General features: G+C 43.3%; 19 protein-coding genes and 1 tRNA gene. 12 read left to right on the top strand and 8 right to left on the bottom strand.

From position 1 onward, the window contains the following. Positions 1 to 33 precede the first annotated feature (33 nt). Positions 34 to 519: a hypothetical protein gene (locus tag UCH003_RS10135; protein ID WP_060826429.1), complete on the top strand. Its 486-nt coding sequence runs from the start codon at positions 34 to 36 to the stop codon at positions 517 to 519. Between the two features lie 124 nt (positions 520 to 643). Then, complete coding sequence (gene dnaE, locus UCH003_RS10130; protein WP_060826428.1) at positions 644 to 4,192, top strand: DNA polymerase III subunit alpha; 3,549 nt, start codon at positions 644 to 646, stop codon at positions 4,190 to 4,192. 3 nt (positions 4,193 to 4,195) lie between these two features. Here the strand turns inward: dnaE and UCH003_RS10125 are convergent, their stop codons facing one another. Next, entirely contained in the window at positions 4,196 to 5,215 is a 1,020-nt protein-coding gene (locus tag UCH003_RS10125) for a sensor histidine kinase (protein ID WP_060826427.1), read from the bottom strand. A gap of 70 nt (positions 5,216 to 5,285) precedes the next feature. On the opposite strand from UCH003_RS10125, the gene UCH003_RS10120 reads away from it, so the two are divergent. Next, positions 5,286 to 6,545 carry an aminotransferase class V-fold PLP-dependent enzyme gene (locus UCH003_RS10120; protein ID WP_060826977.1) on the top strand — a complete coding sequence of 420 codons (1,260 nt, stop codon included), beginning with the start codon at positions 5,286 to 5,288 and terminating at the stop codon, positions 6,543 to 6,545. Position 6,546: 1 nt separating this feature from the next. On the opposite strand, the gene UCH003_RS10115 is transcribed toward UCH003_RS10120, so the two are convergent. The 7 genes from UCH003_RS10115 to UCH003_RS10085 form a co-directional block, all read right to left on the bottom strand. Beyond that, on the bottom strand, positions 6,547 to 7,272 hold the full coding sequence (locus UCH003_RS10115; protein ID WP_197653512.1) for an LrgB family protein: 726 nt from the start codon (positions 7,270 to 7,272) through the stop codon (positions 6,547 to 6,549). Then, positions 7,269 to 7,697: a CidA/LrgA family protein gene (locus UCH003_RS10110; RefSeq protein ID WP_060826426.1), complete on the bottom strand. Its 429-nt coding sequence runs from the start codon at positions 7,695 to 7,697 to the stop codon at positions 7,269 to 7,271. The genes UCH003_RS10115 and UCH003_RS10110 overlap by 4 nt, the downstream gene beginning before the upstream one ends. Before the next feature lie 167 nt (positions 7,698 to 7,864). After that, entirely contained in the window at positions 7,865 to 9,304 is a 1,440-nt protein-coding gene (locus UCH003_RS10105; protein WP_060826425.1) for a TrkH family potassium uptake protein, read from the bottom strand. Positions 9,305 to 9,311: 7 nt separating this feature from the next. After that, complete coding sequence (locus UCH003_RS10100) at positions 9,312 to 10,655, bottom strand: NAD-binding protein (RefSeq protein ID WP_039672398.1); 1,344 nt, start codon at positions 10,653 to 10,655, stop codon at positions 9,312 to 9,314. 138 nt (positions 10,656 to 10,793) lie between these two features. Continuing rightward, the gene (locus tag UCH003_RS10095) at positions 10,794 to 11,264 is read right to left on the bottom strand and encodes a hypothetical protein (RefSeq protein ID WP_060826424.1); all 471 of its coding nucleotides are present in this window, start codon (positions 11,262 to 11,264) and stop codon (positions 10,794 to 10,796) included. A gap of 47 nt (positions 11,265 to 11,311) precedes the next feature. Then, positions 11,312 to 11,388: transfer RNA gene (locus UCH003_RS10090), tRNA-Ile, on the bottom strand. Between the two features lie 80 nt (positions 11,389 to 11,468). Then, positions 11,469 to 12,575 carry an FtsW/RodA/SpoVE family cell cycle protein gene (locus UCH003_RS10085; RefSeq protein WP_060826423.1) on the bottom strand — a complete coding sequence of 369 codons (1,107 nt, stop codon included), beginning with the start codon at positions 12,573 to 12,575 and terminating at the stop codon, positions 11,469 to 11,471. Positions 12,576 to 12,632: 57 nt separating this feature from the next. On the opposite strand from UCH003_RS10085, the gene UCH003_RS10080 reads away from it, so the two are divergent. From UCH003_RS10080 to UCH003_RS10040, 9 genes are all read left to right on the top strand, one after another. Further along, positions 12,633 to 13,613: an RluA family pseudouridine synthase gene (locus UCH003_RS10080; protein WP_060826422.1), complete on the top strand. Its 981-nt coding sequence runs from the start codon at positions 12,633 to 12,635 to the stop codon at positions 13,611 to 13,613. Then, on the top strand, positions 13,540 to 14,799 hold the full coding sequence (locus UCH003_RS10075; RefSeq protein WP_231964770.1) for a fibronectin type III domain-containing protein: 1,260 nt from the start codon (positions 13,540 to 13,542) through the stop codon (positions 14,797 to 14,799). Before UCH003_RS10080 ends, UCH003_RS10075 begins: the two co-directional genes overlap by 74 nt. A gap of 8 nt (positions 14,800 to 14,807) precedes the next feature. Continuing rightward, the gene (gene trmB, locus UCH003_RS10070) at positions 14,808 to 15,986 is read left to right on the top strand and encodes a tRNA (guanosine(46)-N7)-methyltransferase TrmB (RefSeq protein ID WP_060826421.1); all 1,179 of its coding nucleotides are present in this window, start codon (positions 14,808 to 14,810) and stop codon (positions 15,984 to 15,986) included. After that, a complete protein-coding gene (locus tag UCH003_RS10065; protein WP_039672404.1) occupies positions 15,970 to 16,641 on the top strand; it encodes a cell division ATP-binding protein FtsE in 672 nt (223 codons plus the stop codon). The genes trmB and UCH003_RS10065 overlap by 17 nt, the downstream gene beginning before the upstream one ends. After that, entirely contained in the window at positions 16,628 to 17,437 is an 810-nt protein-coding gene (locus UCH003_RS10060; protein WP_060826420.1) for an FtsX-like permease family protein, read from the top strand. Before UCH003_RS10065 ends, UCH003_RS10060 begins: the two co-directional genes overlap by 14 nt. Further along, the gene (locus tag UCH003_RS10055) at positions 17,434 to 18,666 is read left to right on the top strand and encodes a murein hydrolase activator EnvC family protein (protein WP_041962003.1); all 1,233 of its coding nucleotides are present in this window, start codon (positions 17,434 to 17,436) and stop codon (positions 18,664 to 18,666) included. Before UCH003_RS10060 ends, UCH003_RS10055 begins: the two co-directional genes overlap by 4 nt. Before the next feature lie 77 nt (positions 18,667 to 18,743). Continuing rightward, positions 18,744 to 19,469 carry a UMP kinase gene (gene pyrH, locus UCH003_RS10050; protein ID WP_039672407.1) on the top strand — a complete coding sequence of 242 codons (726 nt, stop codon included), beginning with the start codon at positions 18,744 to 18,746 and terminating at the stop codon, positions 19,467 to 19,469. 20 nt (positions 19,470 to 19,489) lie between these two features. After that, positions 19,490 to 19,702 carry a DNA-directed RNA polymerase subunit omega gene (locus UCH003_RS10045; RefSeq protein ID WP_039672408.1) on the top strand — a complete coding sequence of 71 codons (213 nt, stop codon included), beginning with the start codon at positions 19,490 to 19,492 and terminating at the stop codon, positions 19,700 to 19,702. Between the two features lie 22 nt (positions 19,703 to 19,724). Beyond that, positions 19,725 to 21,881: a RelA/SpoT family protein gene (locus UCH003_RS10040; protein ID WP_060826419.1), complete on the top strand. Its 2,157-nt coding sequence runs from the start codon at positions 19,725 to 19,727 to the stop codon at positions 21,879 to 21,881. Positions 21,882 to 21,895 lie beyond the last annotated feature (14 nt).

Here is a 21,895-nt window from a genome sequence, read left to right as displayed (position 1 = left end):
TTCAAGGGGTAAATTTTTGCAAGGAGATGGAACATGAGTACCATCGACACATCGTATGCATCCCAACTCGCGGCGACACAAAGCCAAACGAGTTCATCTACTACGAAAAGTAGTAGTACGGCAAGTAGCGATACGACCGATACGACGTCTAGCACGCCGGTCGATACCGTCGAAATTTCGGATGAAGCGAAAGCTTTGGCGGCAACAAGCCAAAGCAATAGTACGTCCAATACCGATTCGGAGTCTAGTTCGTCTGACGATACGAGTTCTAGTGGTAGCACCCAAAGCGGGGGCTCAAGTGCCGCTTCCGGAACGAGTAGCAGCGATAGCATTCAAAACCAAATTGAAGCGTTAAAAGAAAAGATTGCCGCCTTGGAAAAAGAGATCGCCGCAGCCGAGAAAAAGTCGAGCGACGATGCTCAAAATGCTCAAGAAGTACAGACTAAGCAAGCAATGCTCGTCTCGTATCAAGCGCAACTGGTTGCATTGGAAGCACAAGCTGCGAAAACATCTGCCTAACTCCTTTTTGGCTTGGGGTAACGCTTTACATGTAAGCTTACATGTAAAGCGTTAAAGGTACTTCTTACACCCTCTTAAGTCCGTTTTTGTTACAATCAAAGAAAACCTATGAACAGAAGACGACATGAGCGAAATAGCGTATACCCATCTCCATTTACACACCGAATATTCTTTGCTAGACGGTGCCAATAAAATAGGCAAACTTGCCAAAAAACTCAAATCCCAAGGCGTAACTTCGGCGGCGATTACCGATCACGGCAATATGTTCGGTGCCATTGATTTTTACCAAACCATGCGCAAAGAGGGCATCAAGCCTATCATCGGTATGGAAGCATATATTCACAACCAAGACGACATCGGCGACAAATCCACCAAACAGCGTTTTCACCTCTGCTTGTACGCCAAAAACGAAGTCGGTTACAAAAACTTGATGTACCTCTCTTCGATGAGCTACATCAAAGGCTTTTACTACTATCCGCGCATCAATAAACAACTCTTACGCGAACACTCCGAAGGGTTGATCTGCTCGGGTGCGTGTTTACAAGGTGAAGTCAACTGGCATCTCAACCTAAACAATAAACGCAACGTGCAATTCGGTGCGAAAGGCTATGAAAAAGCCAAAGAGATCGCTTTGGAATACAAAGACATTTTTGGCGAGGATTTTTACCTTGAGATCATGCGCCACGGTATTACCGATCAGCTCTTTATCGACGATGCGATTTTACGTATCGCTAAAGAGACGGGTATTAAGCTGATCGCTACCAACGATACGCACTATTTAGAGTCAGACGACGCCGAAGCGCACGAAGCGTTTATGTGTATCGCGATGAACAAAGAGTTTGACGATCCCAACCGTCTTCGCCATTCCGTGCATGAGTTTTACGTCAAATCTCCCGCACAAATGAGCGATCTGTTTGCCGATATTCCCGAAGCGATCTCCAACACGCAAGAGATCGTCGAAAAGTGCAATCTAGAGATCAAGCTGGGCAATCCGACGCCTCCGAAATTTAAATTTACCAAAGAGTACGCGGCGCGCGAAGGATTGAATTTTGAAACCGACGATGAGTTCTTTGCCTACAAATGCCGTGAAGGACTTGAAAAAAGACTCGTCTACGTCGATGAGAGCAAACATGAAGCGTATCGCGCGCGCTTGGAGCGCGAAATCGGCGTTATTTGCAGTATGAAATTCCCGGGCTATATGCTTATCGTTTGGGATTTTATCCGCGAGGCCAAAAGCAGAGGCGTTCCGGTGGGACCCGGACGGGGCTCGGCGGCAGGAAGTTTGGTTGCGTTTAGTCTTTTTATTACCGATCTTGACCCCATGCCTTACAACTTGCTTTTCGAGCGATTTTTGAATCCGGAACGTATCAGCATGCCGGATATCGACGTCGACTTTTGCCAAAGCAGGCGCGGCGAAATTATCGATTACGTCGTCGAAAAATACGGACGCTATAACGTCGCGCAAGTCATTACGTTCGGTAAACTGTTAGCCAAAGGCGTTATTCGCGACGTTGCGCGCGTTCTTGCGATTCCCTACGCCGAAGCGGATGCGATGGCAAAATTGATCCCCGATGAATTAGGCATTACCTTAAACGGCAAAGGCGTGGAGGGCGAAGAGGGCTATAAAGCGGGCGCATACCAAAAAGAGCCTAAACTTCGTGAACTGATCGAAAGAGATCCGCGAATGAAGCGGGTATGGAAGTTTGCGCTGGCACTGGAGGGTTTAAATAGAAATTCGGGCATGCACGCGGCGGGTGTGGTCATCAGCGACGAAGAGTTGTGGCATAAAACCCCTTTGTATCAACCCTCCGGCGAAGACCATCTGGTCACGCAATATTCGCTCAACTACCTTGAAGACGTCGATCTGATCAAGTTCGACTTTTTGGGTCTGAAGACCCTGACCGTCATCGACAATGCGCTCAAACTCATCAAAGCGCGTTACAATCAAGAGATCAACTTTAACGCGATCGACCTGAACGATCCTAACGTGTACGATTTGATTCAAAGCGGTGAAACGGTAGGACTTTTTCAGATCGAATCGGACGGTATGCAATCTCTCAATGCCCGTCTTAAACCGAGTACGTTTGAAGATTTGATCGCGGTGTTGGCACTCTATCGTCCAGGGCCGATGGAATCGGGTATGTTGGACGACTTTATCGATCGTAAACACGGGCGTAAAGAGGTCACGTACTTTTTTGACGAGTTTACCAAACCCTTACAACCGATTTTGGAACCCACTTACGGCGTTATCGTCTATCAAGAACAGGTTATGCAGATCGTTCAAGCGATAGGGGGTTTTAGCCTCGGCGAAGCGGATTTGATTCGTCGTGCGATGGGTAAGAAAAAGATCGACTATATGAAACAAAAAGCCGAAGAGTTTGCCGACGGTGCGGTCAAGCAAGGCTTAGGACGCGACCATGCGATCGAGCTTTTCGGATTGATCGAAAAGTTTGCGGGATACGGTTTTAACAAATCCCACTCGGCAGCGTATGCTCTCGTTACATTCCAAACGGCGTATTTAAAATACTACTATCCGCAAGAGTTTATGGCGGCACTTTTAACTTCGGAGCAGGACAACACCGATAAGATCGTCAAGTACATCGATGAGGTTAAACGCTTGGGACTCAAACTTCTGCCACCCTCCATTCAACACTCTTTGGTTGAATTTAGCGCGATTACCGACACTGATGGGAAAGAGGCGATTTTATTCGGCTTGGGAGCGATTAAAGGGGTAGGCAATGCCGCCATCGGCAAAATTTTAGAAGCCAGAGAACAATCGTTGTTTGCGGATATGAGCGATTTTATCTCACGCATCGACAGTTCCAAAGTCAATAAAAAAGTCTTAGAGTCGTTTATCAAATCGGGAAGTTTTGATAGCTTTGGCTATTCAAGGCGTGCTCTTTTGGAAAATATCGACGCTATTATCGATGCGAGCGCGGAGTGCAATCGTGCGAAAAAAATGGCGGAATACTCCTTGTTCGGAGATGCCGAAGAGATGGTTTCGGTACAGGTAAACATTGAAAATTCCGCGGAATTTGATTCAAAAGTGTTGTTGGATTTGGAAAAAGAGACCATCGGTTTTTACATTTCGGGACACCCGCTCGATGCGTTTCGTGCGCAGATCGACGAAATGAACTATACGCTTTCGAGCCATATCGATCAGATCGAAAATGCAAGTAAAGCCCTTTTGATCGGTAAAGTAGAGGGTATTACCGAAAAAATCAGCAAAAAAGGCAACAAATTCGGCATCGTTTCGTTGATGGATTTTCACGGAAGTATGGAATTGACCGTTTTTGAAAAACAACTCGAGATTTTGAATAAAATGGATTTAGACGCGCCGTTGTGTTTTAAGGTCGAAATCTCCAACGACGAGCAAGGCGTCAAGACCCGCGTTTTAAAGATTATGGATTTGAATGAGGCTAAAAAAGAGAAAGTCGAAACAAAAGTCATCGAAATCCCTTTAGAGCCCAAAGTCGTCGCCGTCGATTTGTGCGATGACGAAGACGTTCTTGAACATCTCTACCGAGCGGTGCGTGAAAGCGGAGGAAGAAGAGCGTTGCATCTGGTGATTACCTCAAAACTGCAAGACGTCTACATCGAAACGACGTTCGGCGTAGATGATAGTTTGGATGAAAAAATTGCCTCGATGCCGCACGTTCGCATCATCGGCTAAGACTTATTTCGGGAGTTTAATTAAAAATCGTTTGGGTTCTTCAAGGAGCTCGATCTTACCGCCGTGGGCTTGCACGATTTGCAATGAAAGAGCAAGCCCCAAGCCGTTACCTTTCGTTTTCGTTGTTTTAAAAGGCTCGAAAAGAATATTTTTATTTTCAACGGCTTTGCCGTCGTCTTGAACAACAAGAACGTTAAACGCTTCTTCTTGCATAAACGAAAGAACGACGTTACCGTTTTCTTGATCGTTCTCTTCGATTGCATCGATCGCATTGAAAATAAAGTTCTGTACGACCAAGTTCAAAAGCTCGAAATCGGCTTTTACCTCGATATGTTCCAAGGCGTAGTGAAACACGACTTCTTTCGTATACGAATAGTGGGAAATGGCTTGTTCGCACTCTTTAACGAGACGATCGAGGTAAAAAGCGCTGGGGTTGATTTGCACCCCTTTGGTAAACAAAAGTGTCGCTTTGATAATGCGCTCGACGCGCCAAATCGCTTTTTTGATTTCACTAACCAGCGGTTTTACGCTCGGATCGACTTTTTTAAGCAAGGTCGAGGCAAGCAAGGAGACAGAACCTATCGGATTTCGGATCTCATGGGAGAGGTGGGCGGCGACTTGCCCCATGGAAACCAAACGCTCTTGACGTTTTCCTTCCGTAATATCCGTTGCCGTGATAATTTTTTTATCGCCTTGACGCACGCTTTTGATCAGGTAGTTTTTCCCCTCAGATTCGATCTCCTCGCTGACATGTAGATCGCTAAATTTCTCCAACAGATGTTCCACGTTTTTAGCTTCGCTGTTTTGCAAAAAGAGCGTACCGTTTTGATCGAAAACCCATAAAGCGTTGGGTTGTACTTCGATAATTTGTAAAATCATCTCTTGTAACGCATTGTAGGAATCGCCGAGCTTTTTATACTCCTCTTCGATAACGTACGTTTGGTTGATGAGGTCTTCCAAGCCTTGTTTAAAAAGCTCTTTTTCTTTCGCACTTAGGCTATTGAGTAGGGTTTCGTCTATCATTTCGTCCGATCCATTAAGATGCATAGAGATTTTAAACGCTATAATACCCAAAAAAGTTTTGGAAAAAGCCGTGCAAGCGATACGTAAAAATATTATTTGCGATAAACATATTCTCTATTTTGATTACACCGCATCGGGGCAAGCGTATAAACCGATTGAACAAAAGATGCAAGAAATCCTTAAAACCTATGCCAATACCCACTCGGAAGTCTCTTCAAGTGCTCTTAAAACCGCCGAGTATTATGCCAAAGCCAGAAGCGATTTGAAAAAAGCGTTGGCAATCGATGAACGATTTTACCTCTTTCCATGCGGAACGGGTGCGACCGGAGCAATCAAAAAATTTCAAGAGCTGATGGGACTTTATATACCTCCGCGTACCTTAAAACGATACGGAACAAAGCCGAAAAATCTTCCCGTCGTGTTTGTCGGCCCGTACGAACATCACTCCAATGAACTTAGCTTCCGCGAAGGCGTGTGCGAAGTCATACGCATTCCCCTCGATGCAGACGAAAAGATCGATATCGAATACCTCGAAGCACAGTTGGAACGCCACAAAAAACGCGAGATTATCGCTTCGTTTTCGGTGGCTTCCAACGTGACGGGTATTATGAGCGATTATCGCACGATATATACGCTCGTCAAACGCTATAAAGGCATCGTTTGCTTGGATGCGGCGGCGGCTTCACCGTACGTTAATATCGATTGCGACTACTACGACGCCTTGTTTCTCTCGCCGCATAAACTTTTAGGTGGCGTGGGCTCTTGCGGCCTTTTGGTCATGAAAAAGGAGCTCTGTACCGAAACCGTGCCGACTTTTGCCGGAGGCGGAACGGTCGCGTACGTTTCACGCGTTTCGCATGATTTTCTAAGCGATATCGAAGTGATCGAAGATGCGGGAACACCGGCGATTTTACAATTGATTAAAGCTTCGCTAGCATACAATCTGCGCAATGAAATTGGACTTGCCAAGATTCACGCGATCGAAGAGGAGTTAAAGTTTTATTTCGGTTCACGTTTAAGAGCAATTGAGGGAGTCAAACTTTATTGTAAGTATTCGCAAGAGAAATTACCGATTTTTTCACTGAATTTTGAAGGCATTAATCCCTATGCGATTTCCCAATATCTCTCCGAGCATTTTGGGATTCAAACCCGAGCCGGATGCTCTTGTGCCGGACCTTACGGACACGATTTGCTCCACTTGAGCGACGGTCAAAGCTTTGAAGAAAAACCGGGTTGGTTACGTATCTCCATTCATTTTACGCATACAAAAAAAGAGATCGATTTCCTGTTAGCGGCGATTCAAAAAACGCTTAAAGCGTTACGCCCATAAGTTAGCTTAAAACGGCTTCGAGTAGGGGCGCGATCAAGACATTAAAAATACCGGTTAAAACCATGACCAATGCGGCGATGGTTCCGACTTCGTTATCCAGTTCGTAAGCCTTACTTGAACCCGCAACATGTGCGGCTAAGCCAAACGAAGCTCCCATGGAGAGTTTGGATTTGAGCGGTAGCCAATAAAGTGCCAATTGTCCAAACGACGCACCGAAAATTCCCGTTAAAATAACAAAAAGAGCCGTTAGTTCCGGAACGCCGCCGATCTCTCCTGAAATCACCATCGCAAAAGGCGTACTGATAGAGCGTGGAAGCAAGCTTAGGCGTATCGTGTCGTCAATTCCTACCGCCGATGCTAAAAACCATGCCGAAGCGATTGAGAGGATTGAGCCGAAAACGACGCCGATACTAAGCGTTTTCCAATATAAAACGATGATATTTCTTCTTCGATAGATCGGTATCGCAAACGCAACCGTTGCCGGACCTAAAAGAGCCATCAGCCAGTGGGTGCCTCGAATATAGACGTTATAATTGGTATGCGATAAAAGCGTAATGACGATGAGCAAAATCGGCGTAATAATGATCGGCGTCGTCCACCACTTTTTATAACGACGATGGAAACGTTTGGAAAGCCAATAAAGCCCGATGGTGACAAACGACCATATGAGCGTGACTTCTGCCGCCATTAACCAAGGGCGATAATGTAAAAAAAGTTCAAAATTCATTGTTTGTTCTCGGGTTGAGGTTGTTTTTCCAGTTTATAAAAACTAAAATCGACGACGATCGCCGTTCCGATAATGACGATCATCGTTCCGACAATAATAATCGCGAGTATTTTTAATCCCGTCCAGCCGAAGAACTCTTGGTGGTTGAGAACGGCAGGAACCGCAGGAATAAAAAAAAGCAGCATTTCGGCTAAAAACCATTCCGCTCCGAGTGCTAAAGAGCGAATGCTTAAAAGATCGAAATACAACAATGCAAGTACCAAGACCAATCCGATAACGCCTCCGGGAATCGGCATACGGGTTAAAAGCGATATTTCTTGCGCAATAAACCATAAAACCGTGATGAGGGCTATTTGTAAAATACGACTTTTATGGAAAGTCCGTTTGATAAGAATCGAAGTTTTTTTAAACGTATAAGAAAGCATGATGAGAGACTTTTTACCTAAAAGCGTTGATAGCGTGACTCAATCGAATTCGTTGGGAGAAACGCACTAAAAAAAATTCACACGAGAAAAGACAAGAATGCATCGAATAACCAAAATAAAATTTGACGAATTATACTCCGATTTGCATTAACCCAAAGATAAAGTGCTTAAAATTTCTTCCAGAAAGTACGCCCTAGCATCATAAAAACGGTGTAGCACTCAAGTCTTCCGATAATCATCACGAACGATAAAACGATTTTATCGTACCATGAAAAAAAGGCGTAATTTTGCGATGGACCCGTAAGATTGAGCCCAGGTCCAATATTGCCGAGCATAGCGATAGAGGTGCTAAATGCCGTTAAAAAGTCAAATCCTCGCGCAAACAAATACATCGTTGTTAAAAATGCCGTTAAAATAAAAAGGGCAAAGAAGCCGAAAATCGAGTTAATGATAGAGCTTTTAATCTGTTTACCGTCAACAAAAATCGAGGTAATGACATCGGGTTGAATCGAACGTTTGATCTCCAATCCGATATTTTTAAAAAAGAGGATATAGCGTATGATTTTGATACCGCCGGCAGTCGATCCGGCATTGGCACTCATCAGCATGGAAACGATGGCGATCATCATCGCAAATTGCCCCCATTTTTCATAGTCTAAAGAAGCAAATCCCGTCGTAGAAGCAAGCGTTGAGACGGTAAAGCTTGCATGCATTAGCGAATAATAAAGTGAGTCTTGGGAGTTGTGATTATGTTCAACGGCCATCACAATCGACAAAAAAAGTATGAGTGCAATATACCACTTAATTTCTTCCGTGTTAAATGCAAATTTTTCACCGCTGAAAAATCGTATATGCGCCAAAAAGTTAATACCCGAAATGATCATAAAAAAAGTCGTCGTCCAAATAACACCGTCGCTAAAAGCTCCTATGGAACTATTTTTTGTCGAAAAACCACCCGTTGAAATCGTCGCAAACGCATGATTGATTGCATCAAACCAGTTCATACCGAAGAGCATCAATAAGGCAAAATTGAGAGCGGTAAAAAGAATATAAACACCCCAAATGCGTTTAGCCGTATCTTTAATCTTCGGCGTGATTTTATCGATTGAAATTCCTGTGGATTCGGCTTTAAATAAGGAGAGCGATCCGCTGGGATTAATGAGCGGTAAAAGCCCCACACCCATCACGATAATTCCGATACCTCCGATCCAATGCATCAGGCTTCGATGAAATAGGATTGATTTTGGAAGAATTTCCACGTCGGTATAAACGCTAGCACCCGTTGTCGTAAAACCGCTGATCGCTTCGAAAAAAGCACCTGCCGGATCGATTTTGCTGTACAAAACTAAAGGAATAGCACCGCCGATACCGAGTAAAATCCAGATAAAATTAACCGAAACGATACTCTCTTTAATGCCCAAATGCATCGGGTTATTTTTGAGGATTAAAAAAACGGAAAGATTGATGATAAAGAGCGAAAACATCGAAAGAGCATAAATAAAGACGTCTTCACGATAGAAAAAACCGATCAAAGGCGGAATGAGAAACAGGAAAAAGACGACCAAGCCGACGGCGGAGACAAATTTTAAAACGCTTGTTATGCTCATCGAACACTCAATACGCGAGGTTTTGTTGGAACCATTTGGCTACGACTTCAAAATCACACTCTTTGGTAAATGCGACGACGATATCCTCTTTTTGGAAAGCTCCGGCAAGGCGATACTCAAAAATATCGTTATCTCTCAAAATAATAAAATGCCCTTTATCGTCCACGCGATCGGGAAGCGGCACTTTCTCGGAAATTAACGAAGAGGTTGCTTCAATTTTACGTAGCAACACCGCACCCTCTCCGCCGCAGAATTTTTTTTGATTGAATACGTCGTTGGCTTGAATACGTTCCAAAATAGAGTAATACGCGTTGATTTTTTCACCGCGTACGACTTCGATATTCAGATTTCTCATGAGTGATGAGTAGGCAATATCGTTATTGATACCGATGATTTTTTTAATGCCTCGTTGTTTTGCTTCGATGCATTTCGTGATATTGTATTCGTCGTTTTTGGTTGCTGCGATAAACATGTCGGTATCAAAACGCGTCGTGTTAATATGATCGGCATCGTAAGTCGTCTTCAAAACAGTGGCTTTGTTTTTGAGTTCGATATTGGCTTTGCGGCAAAGTTCGATATTTTTATCCATAATTTGAACGTCGATACCTTTTTTGAGCAATACTTTGGCAATTTCCACACCCAAAGCATCGGCTCCGAATATCACGCAATTTTTGATCGGCGTCGCATTTTCGTTATAGTCGCATACGGTCGTTCGAATTGAAAGAATGGCGTTGGGGAAGGCAAAAAAATAGACTAAGTCGTTCGGAAGAAGCGTTTCGACGGGTTTGGGAACAAAGAAATTTTTTTGCCGCTCGATTCCTGCCACGGCGACTTCACCGCTGATTTCACCGATAAACGTTGAGATCATGCGCGGCGTGAAATCTTCTTTCAAGCGTATCGAAATTAACAATGCTTTCGTCTCTTTAAACGCTTTGGCGTTGTGCGCATGTGAAAAATCGACTAAATATTTAAACGGTTGTGCCGCTTCGAAAGAGGGTACGATCGTTTCGTTAATATTGAGTTTAGCTTTGACTTGGTCGCTGGCGAAAAACGTATTTTTTAAACGGATAATTTTACGTTTAACCGTCGCGATATTATCGATAATTAACGAGGAAAGGAGGTTCACTTCGTCCGAATCGGTTACGGCGATAAAAAGATCGACTTGAGGATTGATTCCAAGATACGTATGCGGATTTTCGATATTTCCGCAAATACCTAAAACGTCTAGATTTTCTTGGATATTGTGAATGGCGTATTCGTTTTGATCGATAACGGTTACGCTGTTATTGTGCATCAGGTGTTTAGCAATGTTGTAGCCGACTCTTCCGGCTCCCGCGATGATTACTTGCATATACGTTTCTATTCTCTCAATAATTTGTCGTTAGAAATGTATTGTATCACATTCTTGTAAAAAACACGAGTCATTGCATTGACGGAAAAAACAAGAAGAGAAAAGCTCGGAAAAAGGAGTCTTCTGCAAGCGAGAAGGCTACTTTTTATCGCTAAATTGTTTCATGCTTTCCATGTACGTATCGCGCATTGCGGCGACAAAAGCATTGGCTCGTTTGGTATCCGTCATTGTAATCAAGGCCTCGTTGCCGAATTTATCGCTGATTTTGTTTAACTCATACGTCCACTTTGATTTTTCGTTGATTTTTTGTAAAGCTTTGAAAAAAGCATCGTCAAGCTCTTTATTTTTAAGCTTATCGTTTTGGTAAAGGTAAAATGCGACTTTGTAGACTTCGTCTTTTTCGTTACTGTAAACCTCGACATACTCTACGGCGTTGTCGAGAAGCTTGATGTTGAAGTAGTTTTGATCTTTTGTTACGCATGAAAATTCGGTACATTTAAAGCCGTTTGCTTCCAAAAAAGCTTTATCTTTGCCGATGAGATCGTCCAAAAAGCCCGCAAAAAGTGCTACTTGGGAGAGAAGTGCCAACGTTAATACGATTTTTTTCATCATGTGCCCTTTATGGTTCGGTTGAAAACCGGATGTTCGATCGGATATGGTGGGTCCTGAGTGGCTCGAACACTCGACCATCCCGTTATGAGCGGGATGCTCTAACCAACTGAGCTAAGGACCCGAATTTAAAGAGTTGAGATTCTACTCTTTTTATTGTTAAATAAAGCTAAAAACTCTTCGGTATAACCCTAAAATAGGGGACTAGAGCGAGTATCGAATGGATCGGTACGTTGGATCGAAACGAAACGCCAAAAGGTTTTCTAAAATACCGAAAAGCGCAAAAAACGTAATAAAACTACTGCCTCCATAACTGTAAAACGGAAGCGGAACGCCGACCACCGGTGCTAAGCCGATCGTCATTGCGATATTAATGCTCATGTAAAAGAAAATGAGCAAAGCGATACCGCTCGTAATCACTTGTGCGAAGTGGTCTTCTTTGAGCATAAAATTGAGCGTCGTCAAATGAAATACCAAAAGCGCGTAACATGAAATGAGTCCGAAAGCACCCCAAAATCCAAGCCTCTCAACCGTATACGCGAAAATAAAATCACTTGTTGCAATCGGTAAAAACTTGTAATGCGTTTGCGTCGCTTCGCTACGCTCTTTGCCCGTCAATCCTCCCGAACCGATGGCAATAATGGATTGTTTGACGTGATAGCTTGGTTGTTCGGAAAGAAAATCCGAAATACGTTGTTTCTGATAATCGTGGAGATGGTTGTACAAAACGGGACTGCTAAGTCCCACGACGATGGCTAGCGTGATCCAGATTTTTCTGTGAACGCCGATGACGAAGAGTGTTCCGTATCCGAGCAAAAGTAAAATCATCGCCGTACCCAAGTCGGGTTCTTTGGCGATCAAAAGAAACGGAAGGATGATATAGAAGCTGAGTTTAAAAAAAGATTTCCAACCGTAGCCTTTTTCGTCGGGCGGATTGTTTTTGATAAGATAGGCAAGCATTAAGATAAAGGCGGGTTTAAAAATTTCGGACGGTTGAATCGTAAAGTGGACAAAGGGAATTTCAAGCCATCGTCTGGCCCCCAATTTGGCGACGCCGAAGAAATCGACGCTTAAGAGGAGAAAAATCGTAATCCAGTAAAAAAAAGGGATGACCCACTCGATTTTTTTAATCGGAATGATAAAAAAAACCAAAAAAGTCGCGAACCCGACACCGTAGTAGACGATCTGTTTCGTAGCTAACATGTCGTTGGCTTCGGAGACCAGATAGTATGAAAGAACGATAATGGGTAAAACCAAAATAGGAATTAAAAAATCAAAATGTGTTAAGATGCGCCTATCGATTTGAAACACACAATCCCTTTGGAACGTTTTTAAAAGTATAGCAAAAATAGTTGAAAGTAGCCGATCATGAAACAAACATGTCAAAATGCGGGACGTTTAGATGCCGTCATGAGCGAAGTATTGAATCTCCCTCGGAATCAAGTGGAAAAGCTTATTAAAACCGTCGGCGTTACTCTGAACGGGGTGCGCGTTTTTAAGAGCGGTTTAAAAGTACATGTAGGCGATACGATCGAGTACGATTTTATCGAAGCGACGCCTAGCGCACCTGAGTATCCCGTTGATTTTGAAGTACCGATTTTATACGAAGACGACGATATTTTGGTCGTCAATAAACCGCCGTTTTTAACGGTTCACGGAGCACCGAGCGTCAAAGAAGCCACGTTGGTCGATTGGTTAAAACATAAAGGTATCTCACTCTCCAGCATTAGCGGCGAAGAGCGTCACGGTATCGTGCATCGCATTGATAAGGAGACCAGCGGTGCTTTGGTCGTCGCCAAAAATAACGAAGCGCACGTCGCATTGGCGTCGCAGTTGGAAGATAAAAGCATGGGACGCTACTATATCGCTTTAATCGATGTTCCGCTCAAAGAAAACACGATTGTCGAACTTCCGATCGGACGTCATTTAAACCATCGCCTAAAAATGGGTGTGCTGAAAGAAGGACGTTATGCTAAAAGTGCGTTTGCCAAGCTTGCTCTTTCCAAAAATGCTAAGTGCGAATTGATCGCCGCCAAGCTTTTTACGGGACGAACACACCAAATTCGCGTGCATTTAAGCGCGCTTTCGCGCCATATTTTAGGGGATAGTTTATACGGCTTTAAGAGCCAAAATGGTACAATCCCTAGAATTATGCTCCATGCGTATTGTGTCTATCTCATACACCCTCGTAGCGGACAACCCGTGTCGATTCAAGCACCGTTATGGGACGATATGAACGCATATTTAACAGATCATTTCATGAAGGACGAGATTAATGAAAAAATCACTTTGGACGGCATCGTTAGTTGCTTTAGCTCTCATGATCACTGGATGCGAAAAAACGCTTGAAACACCTAAAGAGCCGGTCGTCGATGCCTCTTTGGCACGCGTTGACGCTCTTCGAACGCTTCCGGGTTCTACGGAAGTCGGATTTGAATGGACTCCCCTTTACGACGATCAAGTAGAAGGATACTATTTGTATCGCGTCGAAGGGAATTCGTTGAAAAAAATCGCAACGATTAAAGACAAATACGTTTCCCATTACGTCGATACGAAATTAGCACCCAATACGACGTACGCTTATCGTATCAGTACTTATTCCTCCGACAAACACGAATCGGAACTGAGTGCAATTGCCGTGGTAACGACGACGGCCGCCGTTGCGAAAACGCCGACTATAGGCGGAATCGAGCCGGTTTCTTACGTTAAAGCTATCGGTGCGCTTCCAAGCCGCGTGAAGCTTATTTGGAGACCGCATGCCTCCGAAAACGTCGAGTCTTATATTATCGAGCGTAACGAGTTCAAATCAACAGATTGGGAAGAGGTCGGTAAAGTGAAAGGCCGCTTGAACGCCGAATACATGGATAAAGGCTTACGCGATAATTACGTCTATCGTTACCGTGTGAGAGTCAAGACGTTTGACGACGTTGTTTCTAGACCCAGCGAAGTCGTAGAGGCGCAAACCAAAGCTCTTCCCGATATGATTACGGGACTACGCGCAACGAGCGATCTTCCTAAAAAAGTTATTTTAACATGGAACCCTTCGACGACGAGCGACTTTACCCATTATAAAATTTACCGTTCCCCTACAACGTCGTTGTTGTACAGCTACTACGGTAAAACGACCAACACGGAGTTTGAAGACTACGTTAACGAAAACGGCAAAATTTATTACTATAAAGTCGTTGCCGTCGATAAAGACGGGTTAGAATCTAAGCAACAAGAGAGCCCGATTGCGGGCATGACGATGCCTTCTCTTGCCGCACCGGTTGCTAATGCGGTCAAATATGACGGAAGAAGCGTTCGCCTTTCATGGGTAGGGGATCGAAATACGGTCAAATATACGATTATTAAAGAGTATAAATTAAACGGAGAGACGCGAAAACAAAACTTTACGGGTATCTTTGAACCTAATTATCAAGATATGGAAGTCTCTACCGGCGTTGAATACGTTTACCATATTATCGCCATCGACAAATACGGTATCGCTTCTAATCCGTCCGATGCCGTCGTCGTTACGATACCGAAGGATTAAACGAGGATATGCCGAATTTTCATACCCGATCGTTAAAGCCTTTGCACTACCCGTGTACCTATCACGATACGACGTTTCATTGGCAAGCGAGGTCCCAAAAGGGCAACGTTTTGGTGCTAGCGACATGCCGCGGTGAAACGTTCATGCTCCGCGTTTTGCCTAAAGAAGCAAGTGGTTTTTTAGTGAAAGGCGATAAAGTTACCCGTCCGACGCAAGCCTCTTTTTTACAAAAAGCGTTGATCGATTTTCGAGATGCGAGCGATGCACATGTTAGTCATTCCAACATCGAACCGAAAAAGTTTTTAGACGTGAGATGTTCGGCGTATCTCAAAGAGATCGATTTTTTTGCCGATGCTTTCGATACGCAAAAAGAGATTTGGGTTGAGATCGGATTTGGAAGCGGAAGGCATTTACTGCATCAAGCCAAAAAAAATCCGCACGTACAGTTTATCGGATTGGAGATTCACAAGCCCTCTATCGAGCAGGTTTTGAAGCAATGCGAATTGCAATCGATAGATAATATTTTCGTCATTGATTATGATGCGAGACAGTTTATGGAGTTTTTGTCTTCGAACAGTGTCGGGCGTATTTTCGTGCATTTTCCCGTCCCTTGGGATAAAAAACCGCATCGGCGTGTTTTTTCCGCAGCCTTTATCGAAGAGGCACTTCGCGTCTTACATGTCAATGCTACGTTGGAGCTTCGAACGGACAGCGACGCTTATTTTTCTTTTGTGTTTGAACAGATGATGCACCTTTCGCGTGCGGATGTTCACGTTAAAAAAAATGCGGCTTTGGAAATTACGAGCAAGTACGAAGATCGTTGGCGCAAAATGGATAAAGACATTTACGACGTGATTTTGCGTAACGAACAAGCTTCTCCCGACAAAGAGCGCATCGGTAGATTGGCATTTGATTTTCATGTCGATTTTGCCAAAGTGCGTGAGGCATTCGAAGAAATTTTACGAAGAGGCGAAGGCTTTTTTGTTCATTTCGAAGAACTATTTACAATCGACGAGCACAGCGGATTGATACGTCTTTCGTTCGGTGCGAACGAGCGGAACGAAAAGTGCTATATTTTTATCGATCACGCTACAATGCGTTATTTACCCGAGCGGGTGTTGGATACGAAAAGCAATCGTGCCGCACATACCTTAATTGAAGAGTGGTTCCATGGAATACGTCATTAAAGCAAGCGGGTTAAACATCGGTTATGAACGCGACGAGCCCGTTATTACCGATGCCAATATGGCGATTAAAGCGCAAGAATTTGTTTTTATTACCGGTAAAAGCGGTAGCGGAAAATCGACGATTATCAAATCGCTTTACGGCGAACTTTTACCCAATCACGGCGAGTTGAACGTGTGCGGCGTCGATTTTAGAAATATCGGCAGTTCGAAGCTCAATCTTTTAAGACGGTATTTAGGTGTCGTTTTTCAAGATTATAAACTGATCGACGAATGGACGGTGGAACAAAACGTGATGCTTCCTTTGATTATCGGAGGATTTTCCAAAAGCGTTTGCATTAAACAAGCACATAAATTGCTCAAACATGTCAAATTGCTGCATAAAATTAATAAATATCCCTACGAGTTGAGCGGCGGGGAGCAACAACGCGTTGCAATGGCGCGCGCCTTAGCGCACAATCCGATTTTAATTTTGGCGGATGAGCCGACCGGAAATCTGGATAGCTACTCCAGTGAAGTCATTTGGAATTTATTAAAAGGTGCCAAAGAGCATTTAGGTACGACGGTTGTCGTGGTAACGCACAATATTCCTTCAACTTTGGGGATTGACTATAAACACTACTTTTTAGAAGGCGGCGTTTTACATGAAGTCAATTAGCAGCCATTTTTCCATTTTTATCTCAAGCTTTGTTCTGCTTTTTTCGTTTCAATTTACGAACGTTATTAAAAGTATCGTCAACGATTATGCTTCTAAAATCGTCAACGATTATGCTATTGTCGTCGTTTCGTCCTCCGAATTGAAAGAAGAAGAGTTGCAAAAACAGATTCCGGAGATTGAGTCGATTTCGGAAATTAGCAGTAAAAAGATTTTAGACCGATTGAAAAATGAGATGTCATCCAAAAATCTTGCCTTACTTCAAGTAGCTCTCCCCAAATTTTACTCGTTAAAACTCGGGAGCTTACCCGATAAAAAACGCATCGAAACGATTAAGCAAAAGCTCTCGTCTATTACGACTATTTCGCGTGTAGAGACTTTTGCAAAAACGCATGAAAAAATGTTTAAGATGTTTTTATTGCTTCAGGCGATGGTCTATATTTTTACCTTTTTTGTTGCATGTATCGCCGTTTTATTGATCTTAAAGCAGATCCGTATTTGGATTTACGAACATCAACGGCGTATGGCGATTATGGCGCTTTTTGGAGCGTCTTTTTTTATGAAAAGTGCCATGTTGTATCGTATGACGCTTGTCGATACGCTTTTAAGTGCACTTTGCGTTTGTGCGTTTTACGACATCGTTCCCAGACTTCCGCTTGCCCAAGCCTATGCCGCGGAACTCGACGTTGTTTTACCGTCATTTAACTGGCTGTACGAAGGGTCGGTTTTGGTGGGAGCGTCGTTCGTATTTGCTCTGATTGCGGTCAGTATCGTCGCGCGCAAGATAGGACGTGTATGAGACTTTGTTCCATCGTTCTTGCTCTCGTTCTTCCTTTAGCATGCATCGGCGCACCGAACACGACGCAAAAGATTACCGAGAAATCGAAAACGCTTGAAGAAAAGATGCAAACGGAAAAGCAGCTTCACGGAAAGCTTCAAGACATTGCTAACGATATTATGAACGAAGAAAAAAATATCGAGAAGATTAAGGACAAAATCGCCGATTTAAGCCAAAATATCAGCGAGTCGCAAGAAGCGGTTCAGCGCAAGTACGAATACCTTGATAAGCTGACTAAAGATACGCAACAGCTCTCCTCTTTAAAGAAAGATTTGGAACAGAAAATTATTAAAATCATTGCCGAAGATTTTTCGTTTTATTTAGTTTCCGATAGCGATTATCTTGATAACGAAGACGGTATATTGGTGGATGAAGTTTTGCAGAAAATGGATACGATTATGCGTAAAGAGTTTAGTAAACTTGCGAGCGATTACAAACTCATCAACGATCAAATTTATTCGCAAAGCCAAGAGATTAAAACGATTCACGGTGAAATTCAAAGCGCAAAAAGTAAAAAAGACGAATTGGTCGCTTTGGAAAAAAAACGTGAAAGTTCTATCGTCGCTTTGAACGCAAAGAAAGAAGACTATAAAAAACAGCTAGACGATATTCAAAAAGAGCGTGACGAATTGCGTGCGACCCTGGAAAAACTCAAAATTATTCAAGTTCAAGAAGAGAATCAACGATTAGCCGAGAAAAATGCCGCCGCCAAACGCGATAAGGCACCGCAAACCGCTGCCGTCGGCGATACGGGCATTAAGCAAATCGGATCGTCGTATCAAAACAGTAACGTTAAGAAATACGTCGGAGAAAAGACCATTGCGCCTTTAGATAGTTTTAGTGTCAAACGACGCTTCGGCGATTACGTCGATCCGATTTATAAGATTAAAATTTTTAACGAATCGGTCGTGTTAAGCTCCAATACGCCCGATGCGACGGTCAAAAGTGTTTTAAACGGTAAGGTGATTTTCGCAAAAGATACCGCTTCGATGGAAAAAGTCGTTATCATTGAAAACGGCGACGATATTCATACCATTTATGCCCATTTATCGAAAATCGCTCCGACGATCGAAGTCGGACAAAAAATCAAAAAAGGCTATATTATCGGTCGGGTTGATAACGACTTAACGTTCGAAGTTACGCAGAAAAATTTCCACATCGATCCATTGGAACTCATCGGTGCCAAATAACGTTTAAGAAGGCTTCTAGCTCTTTTTTGCTAAAATGAACAAATTTTCTATGCTTAGAAAAGAAAGGTTTACACACGATGCAGAAGAGAAAAAGGGTTTTAGTTAAGTTTTCCGGAGAAGCACTTTCCGGAGATAACGGGTTTGGGATCGATACGTCTATTTTAAAATTTATTGCCGACGAAATCAAATCACTGGTCACGCACAATATTGAAGTCGGTATCGTAATCGGCGGGGGAAATATCATTCGCGGCGTGAGTGCCGCAAAAGACGGCATCATTAAACGCACGAGCGGCGATTATATGGGGATGCTTGCAACCGTCATCAACAGCGTTGCGATGCAAGAGGCGTTAGAACATGTCGGCATGGAAGTACGCGTTCAAAGCGCGATTAAAATGGAAGCGATTTGTGAAACGTTTATCGTCAGACGTGCTCAGCGCCATTTCGAAAAAGAACGTATTGTCATTTTTGCGGCGGGTACGGGCAATCCGTTTTTTACGACCGATACGGCGGCAACGTTGCGTGCTATCGAAATCGGGGCAGATATGATTATTAAAGCGACCAAAGTCGACGGCGTATACGATAAGGATCCTAAAAAATTTCTCGATGCCCAAAAACTACACGAATTAACCTATGACCGCGCTATGGACGATAGCATTAAAGTCATGGACGATACGTCGATCGCGCTTGCTAAAGATAACCACTTACCGATCGTGGTGTGCAATATGTTTGAGAAAGGCAATTTGCTTAAAATTATCGAAGGCAATTTAGACAATTGCTCTATCGTGCGAAACAATCAAAAATAAATTAATACCAAGGAAAACGAATGCAAAGAATGGAAGAGATTACGGCAAAAGCCTTACAGTTCGTAGGACAAGATCGCTATAAGCTGGTTTTATTAACGGCAAAAAGAGCCGATCAATTGGCTAACGGTGCCGAACCTTTAATCAAAGCGGATAAAAATAAGCAAAAATTTACGGACATCGCCCTTATGGAAATTGCCGAGGGGAAAGTTAAATTAGATGCGATTATCGACTAATCGTAAGTGAGGTAAATCTCTTTTGGAAGAGTTAATTGAAATCGTTAAAGAGTGTAAGGCCGCCGATCCCGCGATAGAGCTGTTGTACAAGTACATCAAGCCGACGCCCGATATCGAAAAAGCCGTTGCGTTTACGATAGAAAAGCACAAAGGTCAATACCGTAAAAGCGGCGAAGAATATGTGATTCATCCTATTTTAGTATGTGTATTCGTTGCCTATCTCGGCGGTGACGAATCGATGATCGTCGCAGGGCTTTTACACGATGTCGTAGAAGACACCTCATGTTCGACCGAGGACGTCAAAGCGATGTTTGGCGAAGAAGTTCGCCATCTCGTCGACGGCTTGACGAAAATCGTCGAAATTCGTGACGTGGAGTTGATCCCTTCGTCTTCCAATGAAAAAATGATTGCATCGGCTCTAACGTTTCGCAAAATGTTGATTGCTTCGATTCGGGACGTGCGGGTTTTGGTCGTTAAATTGTGCGATCGTTTGCATAACATGTTAACGCTCGGCGCACTTGATCCGTTAAAACAACGACGTATCGCCGAAGAGACTTTGGTCGTTTATGCGCCGATTGCGCATCGTTTGGGTATTTCGTCGATTAAAAACCTTTTGGAAGATCTGAGCTTTTATTACGTGATGCCTAACGAATACGCTAAAATCGACGGTTACATTAAAGAGCACGGACAGCAACTCCAACTCCGCTTGAACCATTTTATTTCTAAAATTAAAAATCATATGCTTCAAGAGGGCTTTATCGAAAGCGACTTTACGATTCAAAAACGCGTTAAGCATTATTACTCTATTTACTTGAAAATGCAACGAAAAGGCGTAACGATCGAAGAAGTGCTCGATCTTTTGGCAATTCGTATTATCGTGCGAACGCCAATCGATTGTTACCGTGCCTTAGGCATCGTTCATCAACATTTTAAACCGTTGATTTCACGATTTAAAGATTATATCGCTATTCCCAAAGAGAACGGTTACCAAACGATTCATACGACCGTTTTCGACGACAAATCGATCGTTGAATCGCAAATTAGAACGTACGATATGAACAAAACGGCCGAATACGGCGTTGCGGCACATTGGAAATATAAATCGGGCGGGCTTAACCCAAAACTCGACTGGCTAAACGAACTGAACAATCAAAACGAAGAGATCGACAATATCGAGGACTTTTATGCCATCGCAAAAGATAACCTTTACAGCGAAGATATTGCCGTTTTTTCGCCCAAGGGCGATATCTTTACCTTACCGAGGGGTGCTACGGTCTTGGATTTTGCGTATGAAGTTCACACGGAAGTCGGTACGTACGCCGATGAAGCGTACGTCAATAAACAAAAGGTTCCTCTTTTAACCGAACTAAAAAACGGGGATATCGTTCGTATCGTGACTTCGAGTGAACCGAAATTTCGTTGCAGTTGGATCAATAGCGTTAAAACGGGCAAAGCCAAAAGCACGATACAAGCCAATTGTCGACAAAAAATCAAAGAAATTAACCATAAAGCGGCGATTAAAATTCTCTCCAACGTCTTCGGGGTTACGGAAAACAAGGTCGAAGCATGGGTCGAACAAGAGCATGCAACGAAGAAAATTTTTAAGATTGCGACCGATTCGATTTTTCTCCAAGACGTTGCCAATACGTTGAAACTGTATGCGTTACAAGATACGCTGTTGTTTCCGCTTTTGAAAAAAGATCGCTACCATATCCGTAAACAGAAGTTTGAAAATATCGTGATTTATTCCAATCATCATATTTCAAACGTCTATTTTGATTACTGTTGCCATCCTAAACGCGGAGACGATATTTTAGGCTTTAAACGCGGAAACGATGTTTTCGTACACCATAAATTGTGCGAACGTGCCGCCGGCTTGATGGAAGACAACGAGCCGATGGTTTTTGTGAAATGGACGCGCGAAGCCCCCGATCGCTATAAACTGATCGTCAGCCTCGAAAACAAAAAAGGCTCTTTAGCCGCCTTTTTAGCTTATTTGGCTAAAATGCAGATTAACTTAGTCACCATCGAGCTTGGAAAAAGCGAAGACGAAGGGCATGCGGATTATTTTGAAATGATCTTAGAGCTGCCCGATAAAAACGTCGGTACCGTACGCGATAATTTAAGAGGAAAGTATCGCGTTATCGAGTTTGTTTCGGTCAACGACGCTTATAAATAACGAAGAAGGAAAAG

The organism is Sulfurospirillum cavolei, from assembly GCF_001548055.1.
Lineage (GTDB): Bacteria > Campylobacterota > Campylobacteria > Campylobacterales > Sulfurospirillaceae > Sulfurospirillum.
Note: the sequence above shows the minus strand (reverse complement) of the source record. Positions and strands in the feature narration are given on the sequence as shown.

Coding starts and splice junctions, on each gene's coding strand:
- UCH003_RS10135 (WP_060826429.1), top strand. CDS start 34: ATGAGTACCATCGACACATCGTATGCATCCCAACTCGCGGCGACACAA.
- dnaE (WP_060826428.1), top strand. CDS start 644: ATGAGCGAAATAGCGTATACCCATCTCCATTTACACACCGAATATTCT.
- UCH003_RS10125 (WP_060826427.1), bottom strand. CDS start 5,215: ATGATAGACGAAACCCTACTCAATAGCCTAAGTGCGAAAGAAAAAGAG.
- UCH003_RS10115 (WP_197653512.1), bottom strand. CDS start 7,272: ATGAATTTTGAACTTTTTTTACATTATCGCCCTTGGTTAATGGCGGCA.
- UCH003_RS10110 (WP_060826426.1), bottom strand. CDS start 7,697: ATGCTTTCTTATACGTTTAAAAAAACTTCGATTCTTATCAAACGGACT.
- UCH003_RS10105 (WP_060826425.1), bottom strand. CDS start 9,304: ATGAGCATAACAAGCGTTTTAAAATTTGTCTCCGCCGTCGGCTTGGTC.
- UCH003_RS10100 (WP_039672398.1), bottom strand. CDS start 10,655: ATGCAAGTAATCATCGCGGGAGCCGGAAGAGTCGGCTACAACATTGCT.
- UCH003_RS10095 (WP_060826424.1), bottom strand. CDS start 11,264: ATGAAAAAAATCGTATTAACGTTGGCACTTCTCTCCCAAGTAGCACTT.
- UCH003_RS10080 (WP_060826422.1), top strand. CDS start 12,633: ATGAAACAAACATGTCAAAATGCGGGACGTTTAGATGCCGTCATGAGC.
- UCH003_RS10075 (WP_231964770.1), top strand. CDS start 13,540: ATGAAAAAATCACTTTGGACGGCATCGTTAGTTGCTTTAGCTCTCATG.
- trmB (WP_060826421.1), top strand. CDS start 14,808: ATGCCGAATTTTCATACCCGATCGTTAAAGCCTTTGCACTACCCGTGT.
- UCH003_RS10065 (WP_039672404.1), top strand. CDS start 15,970: ATGGAATACGTCATTAAAGCAAGCGGGTTAAACATCGGTTATGAACGC.
- UCH003_RS10060 (WP_060826420.1), top strand. CDS start 16,628: ATGAAGTCAATTAGCAGCCATTTTTCCATTTTTATCTCAAGCTTTGTT.
- UCH003_RS10055 (WP_041962003.1), top strand. CDS start 17,434: ATGAGACTTTGTTCCATCGTTCTTGCTCTCGTTCTTCCTTTAGCATGC.
- pyrH (WP_039672407.1), top strand. CDS start 18,744: ATGCAGAAGAGAAAAAGGGTTTTAGTTAAGTTTTCCGGAGAAGCACTT.
- UCH003_RS10045 (WP_039672408.1), top strand. CDS start 19,490: ATGCAAAGAATGGAAGAGATTACGGCAAAAGCCTTACAGTTCGTAGGA.